The 19641-nt window shown below is 71.6% G+C and carries 18 protein-coding genes; 8 read left to right on the top strand and 10 right to left on the bottom strand.

Going from position 1 to position 19641, the window contains the following annotated elements:
- From CCN56_RS26005 to CCN56_RS25995, 3 genes are all read left to right on the top strand, one after another.
- On the top strand, positions 1 to 736 hold a 736-nt coding region (locus tag CCN56_RS26005), incomplete at its 5' end, for an NADP-dependent oxidoreductase (protein WP_256962143.1).
- A 46-nt stretch (positions 737 to 782) separates the two neighbouring features.
- Positions 783 to 1124 (top strand): PadR family transcriptional regulator, encoded by a 342-nt coding sequence (locus CCN56_RS26000; RefSeq protein WP_041131392.1) that lies wholly within the window; start codon positions 783 to 785, stop codon positions 1122 to 1124.
- Positions 1121 to 1843, top strand: a complete 723-nt coding sequence (locus CCN56_RS25995; protein WP_086830402.1) for a hypothetical protein — start codon at positions 1121 to 1123, stop codon at positions 1841 to 1843. Before CCN56_RS26000 ends, CCN56_RS25995 begins: the two co-directional genes overlap by 4 nt.
- A 7-nt stretch (positions 1844 to 1850) precedes the next feature.
- On the opposite strand, the gene CCN56_RS25990 is transcribed toward CCN56_RS25995, so the two are convergent.
- Positions 1851 to 2387 carry a GNAT family N-acetyltransferase gene (locus CCN56_RS25990; RefSeq protein WP_086830401.1) on the bottom strand — a complete coding sequence of 179 codons (537 nt, stop codon included), beginning with the start codon at positions 2385 to 2387 and terminating at the stop codon, positions 1851 to 1853.
- A 93-nt stretch (positions 2388 to 2480) separates the two neighbouring features.
- Between CCN56_RS25990 and CCN56_RS25985 the strand changes: the two genes are divergently transcribed.
- Complete coding sequence (locus CCN56_RS25985) at positions 2481 to 3356, top strand: alpha/beta fold hydrolase (protein WP_086830400.1); 876 nt, start codon at positions 2481 to 2483, stop codon at positions 3354 to 3356.
- Positions 3357 to 3430: 74 nt separating this feature from the next.
- Here CCN56_RS25985 and pruA read toward each other — a convergent pair whose 3' ends face one another.
- Together pruA and CCN56_RS25975 are read right to left on the bottom strand one after the other, a co-directional pair.
- Complete coding sequence (pruA, locus tag CCN56_RS25980) at positions 3431 to 5062, bottom strand: L-glutamate gamma-semialdehyde dehydrogenase (RefSeq protein ID WP_041131388.1); 1632 nt, start codon at positions 5060 to 5062, stop codon at positions 3431 to 3433.
- A gap of 30 nt (positions 5063 to 5092) precedes the next feature.
- Positions 5093 to 6019, bottom strand: coding sequence for a proline dehydrogenase family protein (locus CCN56_RS25975; RefSeq protein ID WP_041131387.1), 927 nt, complete (start codon positions 6017 to 6019; stop codon positions 5093 to 5095).
- Between the two features lie 182 nt (positions 6020 to 6201).
- Here CCN56_RS25975 and CCN56_RS25970 point away from each other — a divergent pair, with 182 nt between their 5' ends.
- A complete protein-coding gene (locus tag CCN56_RS25970; RefSeq protein ID WP_086830399.1) occupies positions 6202 to 7314 on the top strand; it encodes a CdaR family transcriptional regulator in 1113 nt (370 codons plus the stop codon).
- A gap of 128 nt (positions 7315 to 7442) precedes the next feature.
- Positions 7443 to 8435 (top strand): NAD(P)-dependent alcohol dehydrogenase, encoded by a 993-nt coding sequence (locus CCN56_RS25965; protein WP_086830398.1) that lies wholly within the window; start codon positions 7443 to 7445, stop codon positions 8433 to 8435.
- Here CCN56_RS25965 and CCN56_RS25960 read toward each other — a convergent pair.
- The 6 genes from CCN56_RS25960 to CCN56_RS25935 all read right to left on the bottom strand — a co-directional run bounded on the left by CCN56_RS25960 (position 8407) and on the right by CCN56_RS25935 (position 17495).
- A complete protein-coding gene (locus CCN56_RS25960) occupies positions 8407 to 8985 on the bottom strand; it encodes a TetR/AcrR family transcriptional regulator (RefSeq protein ID WP_086830397.1) in 579 nt (192 codons plus the stop codon). The two genes, CCN56_RS25965 and CCN56_RS25960, sit on opposite strands and share 29 nt — an antisense overlap.
- 77 nt (positions 8986 to 9062) lie before the next feature.
- A complete protein-coding gene (gene serA, locus CCN56_RS25955; protein ID WP_086830396.1) occupies positions 9063 to 10652 on the bottom strand; it encodes a phosphoglycerate dehydrogenase in 1590 nt (529 codons plus the stop codon).
- A gap of 236 nt (positions 10653 to 10888) precedes the next feature.
- Positions 10889 to 11890: a ketol-acid reductoisomerase gene (gene ilvC / locus CCN56_RS25950; RefSeq protein ID WP_086830395.1), complete on the bottom strand. Its 1002-nt coding sequence runs from the start codon at positions 11888 to 11890 to the stop codon at positions 10889 to 10891.
- A gap of 138 nt (positions 11891 to 12028) precedes the next feature.
- Positions 12029 to 12556, bottom strand: coding sequence for an acetolactate synthase small subunit (gene ilvN, locus CCN56_RS25945; protein ID WP_030222540.1), 528 nt, complete (start codon positions 12554 to 12556; stop codon positions 12029 to 12031).
- A 31-nt stretch (positions 12557 to 12587) separates the two neighbouring features.
- Positions 12588 to 14438, bottom strand: a complete 1851-nt coding sequence (locus CCN56_RS25940) for an acetolactate synthase large subunit (RefSeq protein ID WP_086830394.1) — start codon at positions 14436 to 14438, stop codon at positions 12588 to 12590.
- 225 nt (positions 14439 to 14663) lie between these two features.
- Complete coding sequence (locus tag CCN56_RS25935; protein ID WP_086830393.1) at positions 14664 to 17495, bottom strand: EAL domain-containing protein; 2832 nt, start codon at positions 17493 to 17495, stop codon at positions 14664 to 14666.
- A 78-nt stretch (positions 17496 to 17573) separates the two neighbouring features.
- Here CCN56_RS25935 and CCN56_RS25930 point away from each other — a divergent pair, with 78 nt between their 5' ends.
- Positions 17574 to 17897 (top strand): hypothetical protein, encoded by a 324-nt coding sequence (locus CCN56_RS25930; protein ID WP_143664626.1) that lies wholly within the window; start codon positions 17574 to 17576, stop codon positions 17895 to 17897.
- Positions 17898 to 18319: 422 nt separating this feature from the next.
- Here CCN56_RS25930 and CCN56_RS25925 read toward each other — a convergent pair whose 3' ends face one another.
- Positions 18320 to 19285: a 2-hydroxyacid dehydrogenase gene (locus CCN56_RS25925; RefSeq protein WP_179199986.1), complete on the bottom strand. Its 966-nt coding sequence runs from the start codon at positions 19283 to 19285 to the stop codon at positions 18320 to 18322.
- 75 nt (positions 19286 to 19360) lie between these two features.
- On the opposite strand from CCN56_RS25925, the gene CCN56_RS25920 reads away from it, so the two are divergent.
- On the top strand, positions 19361 to 19641 hold a 281-nt coding region (locus CCN56_RS25920), incomplete at its 3' end, for an aldo/keto reductase (protein WP_143664625.1).

Genomic DNA, 19641 nt, shown 5'->3' with positions numbered 1-19641 from the left:
CCTGCACCGCAAGGGCTGGCGCACCCACTCCCTGGTCGCCCGTGACGAGGTCCGCCCGGTCCCGGACTTCGGCCCCGGCGTCCCGCTCGCGGCCCATCTCGGCCTGCTCGGCGGTACGGGCCTGTCGGCCTATGTGGGCCTGACCCGGATCGCGCGGCTCGAGCCGGGCGAGGACCTGTTCGTGTCGGCGGCGGCCGGCGGGGTGGGCACGGCGGCGGGGCGGCTCGCCCGGCTGCTCGGCGCGGGGCGCCTGGTGGGCAGCGCGGGTTCGGCGCGCAAGGTGGCGTACCTGACGGAGGAGGTGGGCTTCGACGCGGCCTTCGACTACCACGCCGGGCCGGTGACGGAGCTGCTCGCGAAGGCGGCCCCGGAGGGCGTCGACGCGGTTCTGGAGGGGGTCGGCGGCGAGCACCTGGAGGCCGCGATCGACGCACTGCGCGAGCACGGCCGGATCGCCTGGGTGGGCGCGGTGGGCCAGTACCACTCGCTCTCCGCTCCCCCGCCGGCCCCGCGCAACCTCTTCGACCTGGTCGGCAAGAGCATCCGGCTCGAAGGCTTCCTGGTGCGCAACCACATGGACGCCCTGGAGGAGCTGTACGACCTCGCGGTACCGCACCTGCGGAGCGGGGCGCTGCCGCTGGACGTGACGGTGGTGGAGGGCTTCGAGCACGTCGTGGACGCCTTCCTGGGGATGCTGCGCGGCGAGAACCTGGGGAAGATGCTGGTGACTGCGTAGCCCTACATAGATTGCATTCCTACCTAGGTAGTGGTGTGATGTGCACATGGCCGCAGACCGCAGATCCAGCTGGCTCAAGGGAGTCCTCGACCTGCTCGTCCTCTCCCGCCTGACCGACGGGGAGAGCTACGGGTACGAGATCGCCAAGGCACTCGCCGAGGCGGGACTCGGCGAGATCAAGGGCGGGACGCTCTACCCCGTCCTGAACCGCCTGGAGGAGGCCGGCCTGGTGGAGGCGGAGTTCCGCGCCGCCGAGCGAGGCCCGGGGCGGCGCTACTACCGGCTCACGCCCCTCGGGCGCGAGCGGCTCACCGCCGAGAGCGGGGCGTGGCTGACCTTCCACCGCGCCGTACAGACCATGCTCAGCCCAGGGGGAACGACACCATGACCACCGACGCCTACTTCGCCGAGCTCGCCGAGGCACTGCGCGCCGCGCACGTGCCGGACGAGCAGATCGCCGCGACCGTCGAGGACCTGCGGGCCCACCTCACGGAGACGGGGACGGCCCCGGAGGAGGAGTTCGGCCCGGCCGCCGTGTTCGCCGCGCGGCTCGGCGGTCCGGCGCCCGCGCCCGGCGAGCCGGACGAGCGCGCGGAGAACTGGACCTGGACCGCCGACATCTTCAACGACCGCCGGATGCTGGCCGTCCACGGCGACCAGGGCTGGGAGGTGGAGTCGCTCGACGCGATCGGTCGGTTCGTCTGCCGCCGGACGCCCGGCTCCGCACTGCGCTGGGAGTACCGCCGCGAGATCATCGCCGGGCGCCGGCGGAGCCGCGTATTCGACGAGCTCACCCCGGAGGGCTGGGAGCCGTGCGGGGAGTGGCTGGTGTACGGCTACTTCAAGCGGCCCCGCGCGGCGACCGCGGGCCCGGCCGGCACCGTGGGCGCCCCGCCGGCCGCTCCGAAGCGGTGGCTGTTCCTGAGCCGCCGGGGCAAGGCGGTGCTCGGGCTCTGGTTCCTTCTGGTCGGCGGCGCGCTGGCGGCCTCCTTCGCCGGGGTCCTCGGCACCGGCGGGCTCGCGACCACCATCGCGCTGGTCTCCGCTTTCTCGGCGATCTACACCTCCCACCTGGAGACGGAGGCGGGCCGCGCCCGGCGCCGCTGACCCCGCCTCACATCACGTCGCCGTCCCGCCAGTCGAAGACCAGCGGGGCGGCGGGGTCCGGCGGGGCGAGGCCGGCGGCGGGACGCAGGAAGACGGAGCCCTCCTCCTCGGCGAGGCGGACGATCCCCTCGGGCCCGAGCACGTCGAGCCGCCCCTCCCAGACCCGCCAGCCGCGCGCCCGGTAGAGCGCGGCCCCCGCGTCGGAGGCGCTGAGCGCCCCGAAGGCGTAGGTGCCGTCGATGACCCGCTCCAGCCCGGCCATCACGGCGCCGCCGAGCCCCCGCCGCCTGCGGTCGCCGCGGACGGCGACCCCTTCGACGTATCCGACCCGTCGCGAGCGGCCCCGGTGGAGCACCCGCCGCTGCACGACGGCGCCGTGGGCGGCGATGCCCCGCTCGTCCTCGATCCAGGCGTGGACGCCGCCGAGGGCGTGGTCCCAGTCCTCCTCGGAGAAGTCGCCCTCGAAGGCGACGTCGAGCAGGTCGCGTACGGAGCGGAGCCGGGCGGAACCGAGTTCATGGGTGGGCGCGATCCTCACGGTCATGCACCCAGCCTAACCCCTCACACACCATTGACAGGTTACCCATACCCCTGCTTGACTCTAACCACTCACCAACAAATGAAGGGTTAGGGAACGATGTCCGTACTGCCGACCCACCACCGCACCGTCACCGTCCGGGGCCACGAGATCGCCTACCGCGAGGCCGGGCCGGCCGACGCCCCTGTCCTGCTCCTGTTGCACGGCTTCCCCACCAGCTCGCACATGTTCCGCGACCTGATCCCCCTGCTCGCCGACGACTACCGCCTGATCGCCCCCGACCACCTGGGCTTCGGCCGCAGCGCGACGCCCGCGGACTTCGACTACACCTTCGCCGAACTGGCCGCACTCACCGCCGAGTTCACCGAGGCCCTCGGCCTGGACCGGTTCGCGCTCTACATCCAGGACTACGGCGCCCCGATCGGCCTGCGCCTCGCCCTCGCCCACCCCGAGCGGATCACCGCGATCGTCACCCAGAACGGCAACGCGTACGAGGAGGGTCTCGGCGCCGAGGCCTGGGCCCCCGTCCTCGCCCTGATCGAGGAGCGCACCCCCGAGACCGAGGCGCCGGTCCGCGCCATCCGCTCCCTCGACGGCATCCGGTGGCAGTACGAGACGGGCGTCCCCGCCGAGTACCGGGACCTGCTCAGCCCGGACGCCTGGCACCACGACGCCGCCCTGATGGCCCGCGAGGGCCAGGACGACATCCAGCTGGGCCTGATCGCCGACTACGGCTCCAACTTCGCCCTCTACCCGGCCTTCCAGGAGTACTTCCGCACGAGCCGGGTCCCGCTCCTCGCCGTCTGGGGCGAGGGCGACCAGGTCTTCGTACCGGCGGGCGCCGAGGCCTTCCGCCGCGACCTCCCGGACGCCGAGGTCCACCTCCTGCCCACGGGCCACTTCGCCCTGGAGACCCACGCGCCGGCGATCGCCTCGCTCATCGGCGACTTCCTGAAGCGGCGCGCGGGGGAATGAGAACCGCCCCCGTCCTCAATTGGGGGTAGAGGAGGGGGGCGGTGATCAGGGGCCGCTCACGCGGCGGAGGGGCTTCAGCCCATGTGCGGGTAGCCGTACTCGGTCGGCGGGACCAGCGTCTCCTTGATGGCGCGGGTCAGCGTCCAGCGCATCAGGTTCTGCGGGGCGCCGGCCTTGTCGTTCGTACCCGAGGCGCGGCCGCCGCCGAAGGGCTGCTGGCCGACGACGGCGCCGGTCGACTTGTCGTTGATGTAGAAGTTGCCCGCGGCGAAGCGGAGCTTCTCCATCGTGTACGCGGCGGCCGCGCGGTCGCCGGAGATGACCGAGCCGGTGAGGGCGTAGTCCGAGACCGACTCCATCTGGGTCAGCATCTCGTCGTACTTGTCGTCCTCGTAGACGTGGATCGCGAGGATCGGGCCGAAGTACTCGGCCTTGAAGACCTCGTTCTCCGGGTCGTCGCAGACGATGACGGTCGGGCGGACGAAGTAGCCCACCGAGTCGTCGTAGGTGCCGCCGGCGATGATCGTGCAGCTCGGGTCGGCCGCGGCACGGTCGATCGCCGCCTTGTTCTTGGCGAACGAACGCTCGTCGATGACGGCGCCGATGTAGTTCGACAGGTCGGTGACGTCACCCATCTTGATGCCGTCGATCTCGGCCGCGAACTCCTCCTTGAAGCCGTCGTTCCAGATGGACGCCGGGATGTACGCACGCGAGGACGCGGAGCACTTCTGGCCCTGGAACTCGAAGGAGCCGCGGTTCAGCGCGGTCTTCAGGACGGCGCGGTCGGCGCTGGGGTGGGCGACGACGAAGTCCTTGCCGCCGGTCTCGCCGACGATCCGCGGGTAGGAGCGGTACTTCTCGATGTTGTTGCCGACCGTCTTCCACAGGTGCTGGAAGGTCTTGGTCGAGCCGGTGAAGTGGATGCCGGCCAGGTCGCGGTGGTTCAGGGCCACCTCGGAGACGGCGATGCCGTCGCCGGTCACCAGGTTGATGACGCCCTTCGGCAGGCCGGCCTCCTCCAGGAGCTCCATGAGGAGCACGGCGGAGTGGGTCTGCGTCGGGGACGGCTTCCAGACCACCACGTTGCCCATGAGGGCGGGGGCGGTGGGCAGGTTGCCCGCGATGGCCGTGAAGTTGAAGGGGGTGATCGCGTAGACGAAGCCCTCGAGCGGGCGGTGGTCCAGACGGTTCCACACGCCGGGGGAGTTCGCCGGCGGCTGCTCGGCGAGGATCTGGCGGGCGTACGCGACGTTGAAGCGCCAGAAGTCGACGAGCTCGCACGGGGTGTCGATCTCGGCCTGCTGGGCGGTCTTCGACTGGCCGAGCATCGTGGACGCGGCCAGCGTCTCGCGCCACGGGCCGGCGAGCAGCTCGGCGGCGCGCAGGATGATCGCGGCGCGGTCGTCGAAGGACATCGCGCGCCAGGCCGGGGCCGCGGCCAGGGCGGCGTCGATGGCGTCCTGGGCGTCCTGCTGGGTGGCGCCGCGGAAGGTGCCGATGACGGCCTTGTGGTTGTGCGGCTGGACGACCTTGAACTCCTCGCCGCCGCCGAGGCGCTTCACGCCGCCGATGGTCATCGGCAGCTCGCGCGGGTTCTCGGCCAGCTCCTTGAGCTTGGTCTCCAGACGGGCGCGCTCCGGGGAACCGGGGGCGTAGCTGTGCACCGGCTCGTTGACCGGAGCGGGGACCTGGGTGACAGCGTCCATGAGGCTCGTGACTCCTTGTGAGAGGTGGGCTCAGCCCTTGGTGAGGATGGAGCGGACGAAGAAGAGCAGGTTGGCCGGCTTCTCCGCGAGGCGGCGCATGAAGTAGCCGTACCAGTCGGTGCCGTACGCGGTGTAGACGCGCATGCGGTGGCCCTCGGCGGCGAGACGGTTCTGCTCCTCGCTGCGGATGCCGTACAGCATCTGGAACTCGTACTCGTCCAGCTTGCGCCCGGCGCGGCGGGCCAGCTCCTGGCCGATGGAGATCAGGCGCGGGTCGTGCGACCCGATCATCGGGTAGCCCTCGCCGTCCATCAGGATCTTCATGATCCGGACGTACGCCTTGTCGATCTCGGGCTTGTCCTGGATGGCGACGGAGGCGGGCTCCTTGTAGGCGCCCTTCACGATCCGGACGCGGGAGCCGTTCGCGGCGAGGCGGCGGGCGTCGTCCTCGGTGCGGAAGAGGTAGGCCTGGATGACGCAGCCGGTCTGCGGGAAGTCCTTCCGCAGCTCCTCGTGGATGGCGAACATCGAGTCGAGGGTGGTGTGGTCCTCGGCGTCCAGGGTGACGGTGGTGCCGATCTCGGCGGCGGCCGCGACGACCGGGCGGACGTTCGCGAGGGCCAGCTCGTGGCCGTTCTCCAGGGACTGGCCGAACATCGACAGCTTCACGGACATCTCGGCGCGCTCGCCGAGGCCCAGCTCCTTGAGGCGGCCGATGAGCTCCAGGTAGGCGTCCCGGGCGGCGTACGACTGCTCGACGGTGGTGATGTCCTCGCCGACGACGTCGAGGGTGACCTCCAGGCCGCGGCCGCTCAGCTCGGAGACGATCGGGACGACGTCGTCGACCGTCTCGCCGGCGATGAAGCGGGCGACGACCTGCTTGGTCCCGGGGGCGGCCGAAACGAGACGGCGCATCTTGTCGCTGCGCGACGCGGCGAGGATCACGGGACCCAGCACGGGGCACCTCCAAAAGGCAAAGGTAGGACGGGGCCATAACCGGATCAAGGGAACGAACCGGGAACAGCACGGAGAACCACCGTGAAACCTATGGATCGCTCCGATCCTCCGCCATCTACAGCTGTCACGCATCCGTGCGCGGCGTCTCATACACATGTCTGAGAGGGTGCGAGAATGGGTCCGTGAAGGGCGATTACCAAGACCTGGTCGACGAGATCTCGGCGCTGCTCGGCGAACCCGCGACGCTGGAGAACCGCGACTTCGGGCTGATCGCCTTCGGCGCGCACGACAGCGACGACGACTCCGCCATGGACCCGGTCAGGACCCGCTCGATCCTCACCCGCAAGTCCACCCCGGCCGTCCGCGCCTGGTTCGAGGGCTTCGGCATCACCCGGGCGACCGGACCGGTCCGCATCCCGGCCGCCCCGGACGCCGGCGTCTTCCGGGACCGCATCTGCCTGCCCGTACGCCACCGGGGCGTCGTCCTCGGATACGTCTGGCTGCTCGACGCGGAGCCCGGCCCCTCGGACGAGCGGCTCGCCGCCGCGATGGAGGTCGCCGCCCGGATCGGGGAGCTCCTCGCCGACGAGGAACGGGCGGGCGCCGACATCTCGCGCGAGTTCGCGGCGGTCCTCACCGCCGGGCGCGGCTGGCAGAGCGACATGGCCGTCGCGGCGCTGCGGGCCGCCCTCGGTCCCAGCGCGGACGGCCTGCACGCCGTCGTGTGCGTGACCCCCTGGCAGGGCGAGGCCCTCTCGGTCCGGGCCGTGCCCGGCGCGGCGGCGGTCGCCACGCTGCCGGAGGGCGAGTCCCTCGCCGTCCTCGTACGGCTGCGCACGGCCGAGGACCTCTCCCCCGCCCACAAGGCCGCCGACCGGCTGCGCGGCACCACGCCCGCCGGGATCGCCAACCCCCGCCGGGGCCTCACCGAGCTCCCGGCGGCCTGGCGCGAGGCGAACACGGCGGCCCGCGCCGCCACGGCGCAGCCGACGCTCGGCCCGGTCGCGGAGTGGGCCGGGATCGGTCCGTACCGGCTGCTCGCGGCGCTCTACCACCCCGAGATCGACCCGGTCGTCGCCCCGCTGCTCGCCCCCGCCCACGCCGAACTGGCCCGCACCGCCGAAACGTTCCTCGACAACGCGGGCCAGGCGGGACGCACGGCCGCGGCCCTGGGCATCCACCGCCAGACCCTCTACTACCGGCTGTCCCGGGTCGAGCAGCTCACGGGCCTGGACCTGGACGACGGCGAGGACCGGCTGCTGCTCCACATGTCGCTGAAGTCAGCCCGGCTGTAGGCCTTTCGGCCGATGGCCGGGCCCGGGGGAAGTCAGGGGCCGGTCCGGGTCGTCCCCGATGGCCCCGATCGTCCGGGCGCCCTACGGTCATTCCGAGGGGAAGGACCGGGACGGAGCGAGGGGGCGTCATGAGGGCCTGGACGCAGGAGCGGTACGGATCGGCGGACGTGCTGGAGTTCGCGGAGGTCGAGCGGCCGGTGCCGGGCGCGCGCGAGGTGCTCGTCCGCGTGCACGCCGCCGCGGTGAACGCGGCGGACTGGCACCTGATGCGCGGCGATCCGTACGTGGCGCGGTTCGCCCTGGGTCTGAGAAGACCGAAGGAGCGGGTCCGGGGCCGGGACTTCGCGGGCGTGGTCGAGGCGGTGGGCGGCGGGGTGACCGAACTGCGCCCCGGCGACGAGGTCTTCGGGGAGGCCCCCGGCGCCTTCGCCGAGTACGTGTGCGCCCCGGTGGCGGCGACGGAGCTCAAGCCGGCCGGGATGGGCTTCGCGGAGGCGGCGGCGATACCGCTGGCGGGGAACACCGCCCTGATCGGGGTACGGGACCTGGGCAAGGTCCGGCCGGGCACGAGAGTGCTGGTCAACGGGGCGTCGGGCGGCGTCGGCACCTTCGCCGTGCAGCTCGCGAAGGCGCTCGGCGCCGAGGTGACGGGGGTGTGCGGCCCGGGGAACGCGCCGCTGGTCCTGGGGCTCGGCGCGGACCGGGTCGTCGACTACACCCGGGAGGACTTCACCGCCCCACCCGACCGCTACGACCTCGTGTTCGACCTGGTGGGCAACCGCTCGCTCGGCGAGCTCCGGCGGACCCTCTCCCCCACCGGCGTGCTCGTCCTGTCCGGCGGGGGCGTCTTCGAGGGCGGCAGCGTCTTCGGGCCCATGGGGCTGCTCTCGAAGGGGAAGCTGCTCTCCAAGGTCTCCGACCGGCGGATCCACGTCCTGACGGCGGAGCCGCGGCGGGAGAACCTGGTGGCGCTGCGGGAGTTCGCCGAGAGCGGCGGGATCGCCCCGGTGATCGGGCGGACCTACCCGCTGGCCGAGGCAGACCGGGCCCTGCGGTACGTCGAGGAGGGCCACGCCCGCGCCAAGGTGGTCCTCAGCTGCTTTCCTCCATCAGGACCTTGAGCCCGGCGGTGAGGTCGTCCGCGCTCGGCGCCGTGTCCGGGTCGACCATCCACTGGATCATGACGCCGGTCGCCAGGGCCTGGCAGAGGAGTCCCGCCACCCGGGCCTTCTCCGGGTCGGCCTCCGGGTCGATGCCGAGGAAGCCCTCGGCCATCCCGAGGCGGCCCTCCCGCTGGGGTTCCTTGATGGCCTCGCGGAGCTTCTCGTCGTCGTCGATGCGGGTGACCACCTCGGTCTGGAGCTTCCAGACCGGGCGGCTCGCCCCGGCCGCGGCGATGACCTGCTCCCAGACCGCGCGGAACCGCTCGTACGGATCGGCCGGCAGCGCCTCGGCGCCCGCCGTGCCCGCAGCCCCGGCCTGCTCCCCCCACTCCTCGGTGAGGGCCAGGAAGGCCTGCTGGAGCAGGGCGTCCTTGGAGCCGTAGTGGTAACCGATGGAGGCGAGGTTGGTGCCCGAGGCGGCGACGATGTCGCGCGCCGTGGTGCGCCCGTACCCCTTCTCCAGGAGGCAGCGCTTGGCGCCTTCGAGGAGGTCTTCCTTGTGTCCCATGACAGCACTGTACCCGGTCGATAGACGCTTGTGTAAGACGAGCGTCTATCGACCGGGTACGGGAAGTGCCGGGGGCGTCAGATCAGGTTGACCGAGCGGGCCGAGGCGGCGCCGATCTCCTCCGCGATCTCCGTGAGCACCGCGGCCGGGACCGTGTCGTCCACGGTGAGGACGACGAGGGCCTCGCCGCCCTCCTCCGCGCGCGCCACCTGCATGCCCGCGATGTTCAGACCGGCCTCGCCGAGGATCCGGCCCACCGTGCCGACGACGCCCGGGCGGTCCTCGTAGCGCAGCACGACCATGTGGTCGGCGAGCGCCACGTCCACGTCGTAGTCGCCGACCGCGACGATCTTCTGCAGGTGCTTCGGGCCCGCGAGCGTGCCGGAGACCGAGACCTCCTGGCCGTCGGAGAGCGTGCCGCGCACGGTGACCATGTTGCGGTGGTCGGGCGACTCGGAGCTCGTCGTCAGGCGCACCTCGACACCGCGCTCCTGCGCGAACAGCGGGGCGTTGACGTACGACACGGTCTCGTCGACCACGTCCTCGAACACGCCCTTGAGCGCGGAGAGTTCGAGCACCTTCACGTCGTGCTGGGTGATCTCGCCGTACACCTCGACGTCGAGGCGGGCCGCGACCTCGCCCGCGAGGGCGGTGAAGATCCGGCCGAGCTTCTCGGCGAGCGGCAGACCCGGCTTCACGTCCTCCGCGATGACACCGCCCTGGACGTTGACCGCGTCCGGGACCAGCTCGCCCGCGAGCGCCAGGCGCACCGACTTGGCGACCGCGATGCCGGCCTTCTCCTGGGCCTCGTCCGTGGAGGCGCCGAGGTGCGGGGTGCAGACGACCTGGTCGAGCTCGAAGAGCGGGGAGTCCGTGCAGGGCTCCTTCGCGTACACGTCGAGGCCCGCGCCGGCGACCCGGCCCTCCTTGATGGCCGAGTACAGCGCGGCCTCGTCCACGATCCCGCCGCGCGCGGCGTTGACGATGCGGACCGAGGGCTTGACCTTGTGCAGGGCCTCGTCGCCGATGAGACCGATGGTCTCCGGGGTCTTCGGCAGGTGGACGGTGATGAAGTCGGCGACTTCGAGGAGCTCGTCCAGGGCGAGGAGCTTCACGCCCATCTGGGCGGCGCGGGCCGGCTGCACGTAGGGGTCGTACGCGACGATCTTCATGCCGAAGGCGGACATGCGCTGGGCGACCAGGACGCCGATGCGGCCGAGGCCGACGACGCCGAGGGTCTTCTCGCTCAGCTCGACGCCCGTGTACTTCGAGCGCTTCCACTCGCCGTTCTTCAGCGCGGTGTTGGCCTGCGGGATGTTGCGCGCGGTGGCGACGAGCAGACCGCACGCGAGTTCGGCGGCGGTGACGATGTTCGAGGTCGGGGCGTTCACGACCATCACGCCGGCCTTGGTGGCGGCGGAGACGTCGACGTTGTCCAGACCGACACCGGCGCGGGCGACGACCCGCAGCTTGTTCGCCGCGGCGATGGCCTCGGCGTCGACCTTGGTCGCGGAGCGGACCAGGATCGCGTCCACATCGGCGATGGCGGGGAGCAGCTCGGCGCGGTCGGCGCCGTTGCAGTGCCGGATCTCGAAGTCCGGGCCCAGGGCGTCGACGGTGGCGGGCGACAGCTCTTCAGCGATGAGTACGACAGGTTTCGAGCTCACGTGAGTCCTCACAGAGGCAGTGCGGACGGCCGTCCCGACGGCCGCAGGCGGTGGAGGGGGCTTGCCGCGTGAAAGCGCACGACGCTGTGGGCCAGACGCGATGTTGTTGAGAAGTGTAGTGGTGCATCGGCGCTGTTCATGCGCCTCGTTGGAAGGATCACCCGTCCGTGGTTGGACGGGGTGTCCAACGATGCGGCGAGGGGCCGGACACAGTGTCCGGCCCCTCGCCCGAAGGCTTACGCCTCCTCGTCGTTCACCCAGCTCATGAGCTTGCGCAGCTCCTTGCCGGTGGTCTCCAGGAGGTGGTTGGCGTCCTGGGTCTTGTACTCGTTGTACTTCTTCAGGCCGCCGTGGTACTCGGCCATCCACTCCTTGGCGAAGGTGCCGTCCTGGATCTCCGCGAGGACCTTCTTCATCTCGGCCTTGGTGGCGTCGGTGATGATCCGCGGGCCGGTGACGTAGTCGCCCCACTCGGCGGTCTCGGAGACCGACCAGCGCATCTTCTCCAGGCCGCCCTCGTACATGAGGTCGACGATGAGCTTCAGCTCGTGCAGGCACTCGAAGTAGGCGATCTCCGGCTGGTAGCCGGCCTCGGTCAGGGTCTCGAAGCCCGCCTTGACCAGAGCCGCGGTGCCACCGCAGAGGACGGCCTGCTCACCGAACAGGTCGGTCTCGGTCTCCTCCTTGAACGTCGTCTTGATGACGCCGGCGCGGGTGCCGCCGATGCCCTTGGCGTACGAGAGCGCCAGGTCGAAGGCCTTGCCGGTGGCGTCCTGCTCGACGGCCGCGATGCACGGGACGCCGCGGCCCTCCTCGTACTGACGGCGGACCAGGTGGCCCGGGCCCTTCGGGGCGACCAGGGCGACGTCGATGCCCTCGGGCACCTTGATGAAGCCGTAGCGGACGTTCAGGCCGTGGCCGAAGAAGAGCGCGTCGCCCTCCTTCAGGTGGTCCTTGATGGACTCCTCGTAGACCTGGGCCTGGATCGGGTCCGGCGTCAGGATCATGATGAGGTCGGCCTCTTCCGCCGCCTGGGCGACGGAGACGACCCGCAGGCCCTGCTCCTCGGCCTTGGCCTTGGACTTCGAGCCCTCCTGCAGACCGACGCGGACGTCGACACCGGAGTCACGGAGCGACAGCGCGTGGGCGTGGCCCTGGCTGCCGTAACCGATCACCGCGACCTTGCGGCCCTGGATGATGGACAGGTCGGCGTCGTCGTCGTAGAACAGCTCGGCCACTGGGATTCTCCTTGAAGTGCTGGTGTTGCGTCCCACCGTACGGCGGGGAGCGGGAGGAAAGTTTTCGGGTCTCGTCAGTCGGACCGCCGGTCGGACCGGCGGTTGACCTCGGATGACGTTCAGGCGCTGCGGTGGTTCTCAGGCACTGCGGTCGAGGGCCCGCAGGGACCGGTCCGTGATGGACCGGGCACCACGCCCTATGGCGATCGTGCCGGACTGCACGAGCTCCTTGACGCCGAACTGCTCCAGCATCTTGAGCATGGCGTCGAGCTTGTCACTCGAACCGGTGGCCTCGATGGTGACCGCCTCGGGCGAGACGTCCACGGTCTTGGCGCGGAACAGCTGCACGATCTCGACGATCTGGGAGCGGGTCTCGTTGTCGGCGCGGACCTTCACCAGGACGAGCTCGCGCTGGATCGCAGCGCTGGGCTCGAGTTCGACGATCTTCAGGACGTTGACCAGCTTGTTGAGCTGCTTGGTCACCTGCTCCAGGGGCAGGTCCTCGACATTGACCACGATGGTGATGCGGGAGATGTCGGGGTGCTCGGTGACGCCCACGGCGAGCGAGTCGATGTTGAAGCCGCGGCGGGAGAACAGGGCGGCGATCCGGGCGAGGATGCCGGGCGTGTTCTCGACGAGAACGGAGAGCGTGTGCTTGGTGGACATGTCTGGGTCTCTTCCTTTTCGCTCTGCGCGCTCAGTCGTCTTCGCCGTCGCCGAAGTCGGGGCGGACGCCCCGCGCGGCCATGACCTCGTCGTTCGAGGTGCCGGCGGCGACCATCGGCCAGACCTGGGCGTCCTCGTGGACGATGAAGTCGATCACGACCGGGCGGTCGTTGATGGCGTTGGCCTCGGCGATGACCTTGTCCAGGTCGGCCGGGTCCTCACAGCGCAGGGCGACACAGCCCATGGCCTCGGAGAGCTTGACGAAGTCGGGGACGCGGGTGCCCTTGTTCGCCTGGATGTCGTCCGGTCCCGAGTGCAGGACGGTGTTCGAGTAGCGCTGGTTGTAGAAGAGCGTCTGCCACTGACGGACCATGCCCAGGGCGCCGTTGTTGATGATGGCGACCTTGATCGGGATGTTGTTCAGGGCGCAGGTGGTGAGCTCCTGGTTGGTCATCTGGAAGCAGCCGTCGCCGTCGATCGCCCAGACGGTGCGGTCCGGCATGCCGGCCTTGGCGCCCATCGCGGCCGGGACCGCGTAGCCCATCGTTCCGGCGCCGCCGGAGTTCAGCCAGGTGGCCGGCTGCTCGTAGTCGATGAAGTGGGCGGCCCACATCTGGTGCTGGCCGACGCCCGCCGCGAAGATCGTGCCCTCGGGGGCGAGCTGGCCGACGCGCTGGATGACCTGCTGCGGCGAGAGGCTGCCGTCCTCCGGCAGGTCGTAGCCGAGCGGGTAGGTCTCGCGCCAGCGGTTCAGGTCGCTCCACCAGGCGGTGTAGTCGCCCTTGTTGCCCTCGCTGTGCTCGGCCTGGACGGCCTGGACCAGGTCGGCGATGACCTCGCGGGCGTCACCGACGATCGGGACGTCGGCGGCGCGGTTCTTGCCGATCTCGGCCGGGTCGATGTCCGCGTGGACGATCTTGGCGTACGGGGCGAAGCTGTCGAGCTTGCCGGTGACGCGGTCGTCGAAGCGGGCGCCGAGGGCGACGATCAGGTCGGCCTTCTGCAGCGCGGTGACGGCGGTGACCGCACCGTGCATGCCGGGCATGCCGACGTGCAGCGGGTGGCTGTCGGGGAACGCGCCGAGCGCCATCAGGGTCGTGGTGACCGGGGCGCCGGTGAGCTCGGCGAGGATCTTCAGCTCGGCGGTGGCGCCGGACTTGATGACGCCGCCGCCGACGTACAGGACGGGCCGCTTGGCGGCGCTGATCAGCTTGGCGGCCTCGCGGATCTGCTTGGCGTGCGGCTTGGTGACCGGGCGGTAGCCGGGCAGGTCCGTCTGCGGCGGCCAGCTGAACGTGGTCTTCGCCTGGAGGGCGTCCTTGGCGATGTCGACCAGGACCGGGCCCGGGCGGCCGGTGGAGGCGATGTGGAAGGCCTCCGCGATCGTCCGCGGGATGTCCTCGGCCTTGGTGACGAGGAAGTTGTGCTTGGTGATCGGCATCGTGATGCCGCAGATGTCCGCCTCCTGGAAGGCGTCCGTGCCGATCGCCTTGGAGGCGACCTGGCCGGTGATCGCGACGAGCGGGACCGAGTCCATGTGCGCGTCGGCGATCGGGGTGACCAGGTTGGTCGCGCCGGGTCCTGAGGTCGCCATGCAGACGCCGACCTTGCCGGTGGCCTGGGCGTAGCCGGTGGCGGCGTGGCCGGCCCCCTGCTCGTGGCGGACGAGGATGTGACGCACCCGCTGCGAGTCCATCATCGGGTCGTAGGCGGGGAGGATCGCGCCGCCGGGGATGCCGAAGACGGTGTCGGCGCCCACTTCCTCGAGAGAACGGATGAGGGACTGCGCACCCGTGACGTGCTCGACGGTGGTGGCGGGCTGCGCGCCGTTACGGGGCCGCGGCTGCGGATGGTGCCCGGTGGCCTGCTCGGTCATCAGCATCTCTTCTCGAGGCAGAGGGTTTTTGCGAGGGTTTTTGCGAGGTTTGCGTCGTTTTTAGGGTGAGCCAGTGCAACAAAAAACCCCTCGTGCCGTGAGGCAAGCGAGGGGAGCGCGTCGGGTGCGTTCTCAGCGGGCCTCAGGGGCCCTGCTTCAGCCGACGCGCTTTCCAAGTACGAGAATTCGGGTGCGCATGTCACTGACCCTCCCTCTCCGACCTCCCCACTGTCAAGAGGGTGGGACGGGCGTCTCATTATGTGAGCCGATCGGGGGACGATTTCCGACACGGACGGGGACCGCTCCGGGCAGCGGGTACTCGTCCCGTACGAGGGCCCTGCGCAGCCGGTACTCGTCGAGCGGTCCCGAGAAGGCCATGCCCTGGGCGTGCGTGCAGCCCATCGCGCGCAGGGCGACGACCTGCTCCGGGACGTCGACGCCCTCGGCGACGGTCTGCATGCCGAGCTCGCCGGCGATGCGGAGCACCCCGCGGGTGATCTTGCGGAGCCGGGCCGATTCGACCACGCCTTCGACGAGTCCCCGGTCCAGCTTCAGTATGTCGACGGGGAGCCTGCGCAGGGCGTTGATCGCCACATGTCCGCTGCCGAAGCCGTCGAGCGCGATCCGCACGCCGAGGCGGCGCAGGGTGACCAGGCGCTGTTCCAGCTCGTCGAGCGAGGTCCGGGGGTCGCTGTCGGCGAGCTCGACGATCAGCGAGCCGGACGGCAGGCCGTGCCGGGTGAGCAGCGACTCGACGGAGCCGAGCGGCAGCGAGCGGTCCAGGAGGCGGCGGGCGGAGAGCCGGACGGAGACGGGCGTGCGGTGGCCGATTCCCGCCCGCTCGGCGGCCTGCTCCACGGCCTCCTCGAAGAGCCAGCGGCCGAGCTCGGCGGTGCGCTCGCCGTCGTCGGTGACCCGGAGGTACTCGGCCGGGGTGAAGAGGATGCCCTGGCTCGAGCGCCAGCGGGCCTGGGCGCTGACGGCGGAGATCCGGCCGGTGGCGAGGTCGACGACCGGCTGGTGGAGCAGGGCGAACTCGCCGTCGTGGAGTGCGGTGCGCAGCCGGGCGGCCAGCTCGGTCCGGCGGACGACCTCGGCCTGCATCTGCGGGGCGTAGAGCTCGACGCGGTCCTTGCCCGCGGCCTTGGCCCGGTACATGGCCAGGTCGGCGTTGCGCAGGAGGTCGCCGGCCTCGATGCCGGGCTCGGCGAAGGCGACGCCGATGGAGGCGGCGACCCGCACCTCGTTGCCGCCGTCCACGCGGTACGGCTGGGAGAGGGTGAGCCGGAGCCGGTCGGCGATCTCCTGGACCTGGTTCCGGCGGGCCGCCCGGTCGCGGCCGCCGTCGCCGAGGATGAGGGCGGCGAACTCGTCGCCGCCGAGCCGGGCGGCGGTGTCCCCGGCCCGTACGGAGTCGTGGAGGCGGCGGGCGGCCTGGACGAGGAGGTCGTCGCCGGCCTGGTGGCCGAGGCGGTCGTTGACCCCCTTGAAGCCGTCGAGGTCGATGAAGAGCACGGCGGTGCCGGGGTCGGAGGAGCGGCGGCCGCCGAGCGCCTGCCGGACCCGCCGGGTGAAGAGGGCCCGGTTGGGCAGGTCGGTGAGCGGGTCGTGCTCGGCGTTGTGCTGCAACTGGGCCTGGAGGCGGACGCGTTCGGTGACGTCCCGGCTGTTGAAGATCAGGCCGCCCTGGTGCCGGTTGACGGTCGACTCGACGTTGAGCCAGTCGCCGCGGCCCGAGCGGAAGCGGCACTCGATGCGGGTGGTGGGCTCCTCGGCGGGCGAGGCGGCCAGGAAGCGCCGCACCTCGTGGACGACGGCGCCGAGGTCCTCGGGGTGGATGAGGGAGGCGAGCTCGGAGCCGATGAGCTCGTCGGCGTCCCGTCCGTAGACGCCGGAGGCGGCCGGGCTGACGTAGCGGAGCGTCCCGGTGGGCGCGGCGATCATGATGACGTCGCTGGAGCCCTGCACGAGCGACCTGAAGTGGTTCTCCTTCTGGGCCAGTTCGTGGGTGAGGGCGATGTTGTCGAGGAGCATGATGCCCTGCCGTACGACGAGGGCGAGCACGACCGCGCAGCCGGTGAGGACGACGACGCGGTCGGGCCGGCGCCCCTCGACGACGTTGTACAGGATGCCGAGGGTGCAGACCGCCGCGGCGAGGTACGGGGTGAGGGCGGCGAGCGAGCCGGCGACCGGGCGGCTGTGGAGCCGGGGGCCGCGCGTGGTGGCCGCACTGTCCGGCGGGCGGCGCACGCCCCAGGGCGCGTAGGCGAGGAGCAGCGAGCCGGCGAACCAGCCGGCGTCGAGCAGCTGGCCCGAGGCGTAGTTCTCGCGGAGCAGCGGCGAGGTGAAGAGGGCGTCGCAGAGCACGGTCAGGGCGAGCGCGGCGATCGCGGTGTTGGTCGCGGAGCGGTTCGCCTGCGAGCGGCGGAAGTGCAGGACCAGGACCATGCTGACGAGCACGATGTCGAGCAGCGGGTACGCGAGCGACAGGGCAGCCTGGGCGACGGACTCGCCCTCGAAGTGTGTGGTGCGGGCGAGGGCGAGGCTCCAGGAGAGCGTGAGCAGGGAGCCCCCGATGAGCCAGGCGTCGAGCCCCAGGCAGACCCAGCCGGCCCGGGTGACGGGCTTCTTGGCGAGGACGAGGAGGCCCACGATGGCGGGCGGCGCGAAGAGTAAGAAGCAGAGGTCGGCGACGGAGGAGTCCGGCACGTCGGTGCGGAGCACGACCTCGTACCAGCCCCACACGGCGTTCCCCGCGGCCGCCATGAAGGAGGAGAAGGCGAAGAGCAGCCAGGCCGGGCGGGCGCTGCCGCGGTGTCCGCGGCCGTAGAGGAAGCAGGAGACCGCGGCGGTGAGCGCGGCGGCGCTGAGCCCGAAGTCGCCCATGAAGAGGGCCAGTCGGGGGGATCCCCAGCCGAGCGACGCGCCGGTCGTGTAGACCGCGCAGACGAGCCCGAGGGCGATCTGGGCGACGGCCCCGCCGAGGCGGGGGCGGCCGGGGTCCGGGTGGTCGGAGCCGCCGCCGAGGGGGCGGCGGGTGATGACCGCCCCGGGCGCGCTCACCGGATCCTCCGGCGCCGTGCCGCCGCACCCGGCCGCGTGGTGCGACCGCGCCGTCGGCTCGTCGCCCCGCCCGGGGGCGTGCCCGTCGCAGTCGTGCGGGCGGCCGGAGTCCCGTACGGCAAGCGGGACGGGCGGACGGCCGTCCGCACAGACCTCGCGGGGCTCGCGATCCGGCAGGCCCGGCAGGCCTTGCGGGTCCGCAGGCGCGTCGGCGACGGCACGGTCCGGCAGGCCCGCAAGGGTGTCGGCGCGGCGCGGTGGCACGATGCCGTCGGCGGCGACACGGTCCGGCAGGCTCGCAGGGACGTCGGCGGCGGCACGGCCCGGCAGGTCCGCAGGAGCGTCGGCGGCGGTGCGGTCCGGCAGGTCCGCAAGGGCGTCGGAGGCGGTGCGGTCCGGTAGGTCCTCGGAGTCGCCGGCGGCTGCGCGGTGCGGTGGTGCGGTGTCGTCGGCTCCGGTCGCGGTGTCCCGCCCGGGGCCCCGCGGCGTGGCGGCACGTGGTACCCGGTGGGGCGCCGCCTGGTCCGGCACCGGGCGCGCGAGGCCGGTGCCGGGGCGTGGAAGGCTTGCCGGCGGCGGCGTCGCCGCGCCGGATCGTCGGTCCTCCGGCCGTGCTTCACCCGTCGCCCCCCTCGGAATCTGATGACCCGTCACTTCGCTCCCCAGCGTCAGCCCGTTCTCGACGCAGTCCCCCGCCACCGGACGATACACCAGGACCGTCACTCAGGGACAGGGTCGCAGTACTCTCCGTGACGACCAGGAGGCTCGTACGCGGCGCGTGTCGGGGGCGCGCATCACCCGCCCGGTCGAACGCGGCCCTCCGGTCAGCCGGTGGTGAGGAGGACGTTGGCCAGGTCCTCGCCCGCCGCGAACCGCCGCAGCTGTCCCGCGATCAACCGCTTCGCCCTCGGCATGAAGGCCGAAGTGGAACCTCCCACATGGGGACTGATCAGGACACCGGGAGCGTGCCACAAAGGGTGTCCGGCCGGCAGCGGTTCCGGGTCGGTGACATCGAGCGCCGCCGTGATCCGACCGCTCTCGACCTCCTTGAGCAGCGCGTTCGTGTCGACGACCGGGCCCCGGGCGACGTTCACGAGGAGTGCCCCGTCCTTCATCCGCCCGAGGAACCCGGCGTCGGCGAGATGCGTGGTCTCCGGCGTGAGCGGAGTGGAGAGCACGACCACGTCCGCCTCCGGAAGCAGCGCCGGCAGGTCCGCCAGGGCGTGCACCGGGCCGCGCTCTGTGGTGCGCGCGGAGCGTGCGACGCGCGCCACCCGCGCGCACTCGAAGGGCGCGAGCCGGTCCTCGATGGCGGCGCCGATCGATCCGTACCCGACGATCAGGACGGACTTGTCGGCGAGCGCCGGATAGAAGCCGGCCCGCCACTCCTCGGCGTCCTGGCCGCGCACGAATCCGGGGATGCCGCGCAGCGAGGCGAGGATCAGGGCGAGCGTGAGCTCGGCGGTGCTGGCCTCGTGGACGCCCTTCGCGTTGCAGAGGGCGACGCCCGGCCGCAGCGAGCCGATGCCCGGCGTGACGTGGTCGATGCCGGCGGACAGGGTCTGCACGACCCGGAGTGAGGCCATCCCGGCCAGCGGCCGTACGGCGATCTCCGTCCCCTTCATGTACGGGACGACGTAGAACGCGCAGCGCGCCGGGTCGGCGGGGAACTCGGGACCGCCGTCCCAGAAGCGGTAGTTCAGGCCCGACGCGTCCGGTTCGGGGAGTCCCTCGATCTCGTCCGCCGGAATCGGAAGCCACACGTCAGCGGTCGTGTCTTCGAATCTCATGACCGGGAGGCTATGCGAAGAATCCCGCGCTCCATTGGTTACTTTGGGAGACGGCACAGGGAGGGGTACCGGCAGGTGGAGCGCAGGACTATCGGGGCGACGGCGCTCGACGTGGGTGCGATCGGCCTGGGGTGCATGCCGATGAGCTGGGCGTACAGCCGTTCGGAACAGCGGGGGGACCGCTCGCTGCGGACCGTGCACGCGGCGCTCGACGCCGGGGTGAGCCTGCTCGACACCGCCGACATGTACGGACCGTTCACCAACGAGCTGTTGGTGGGGCGGGTGTTGAAGGAGCGGCGGTCCGATGCCTTCGTCTCGACGAAGTGCGGGCTGCTCGTCGGCGACGGCGGCGAGCG

This window comes from Streptomyces sp. NRRL B-24572 (genome assembly GCF_002156145.1).
Lineage (GTDB): Bacteria > Actinomycetota > Actinomycetes > Streptomycetales > Streptomycetaceae > Streptomyces > Streptomyces vietnamensis.
This window is presented reverse-complemented; position numbering and strand designations above follow the sequence as displayed.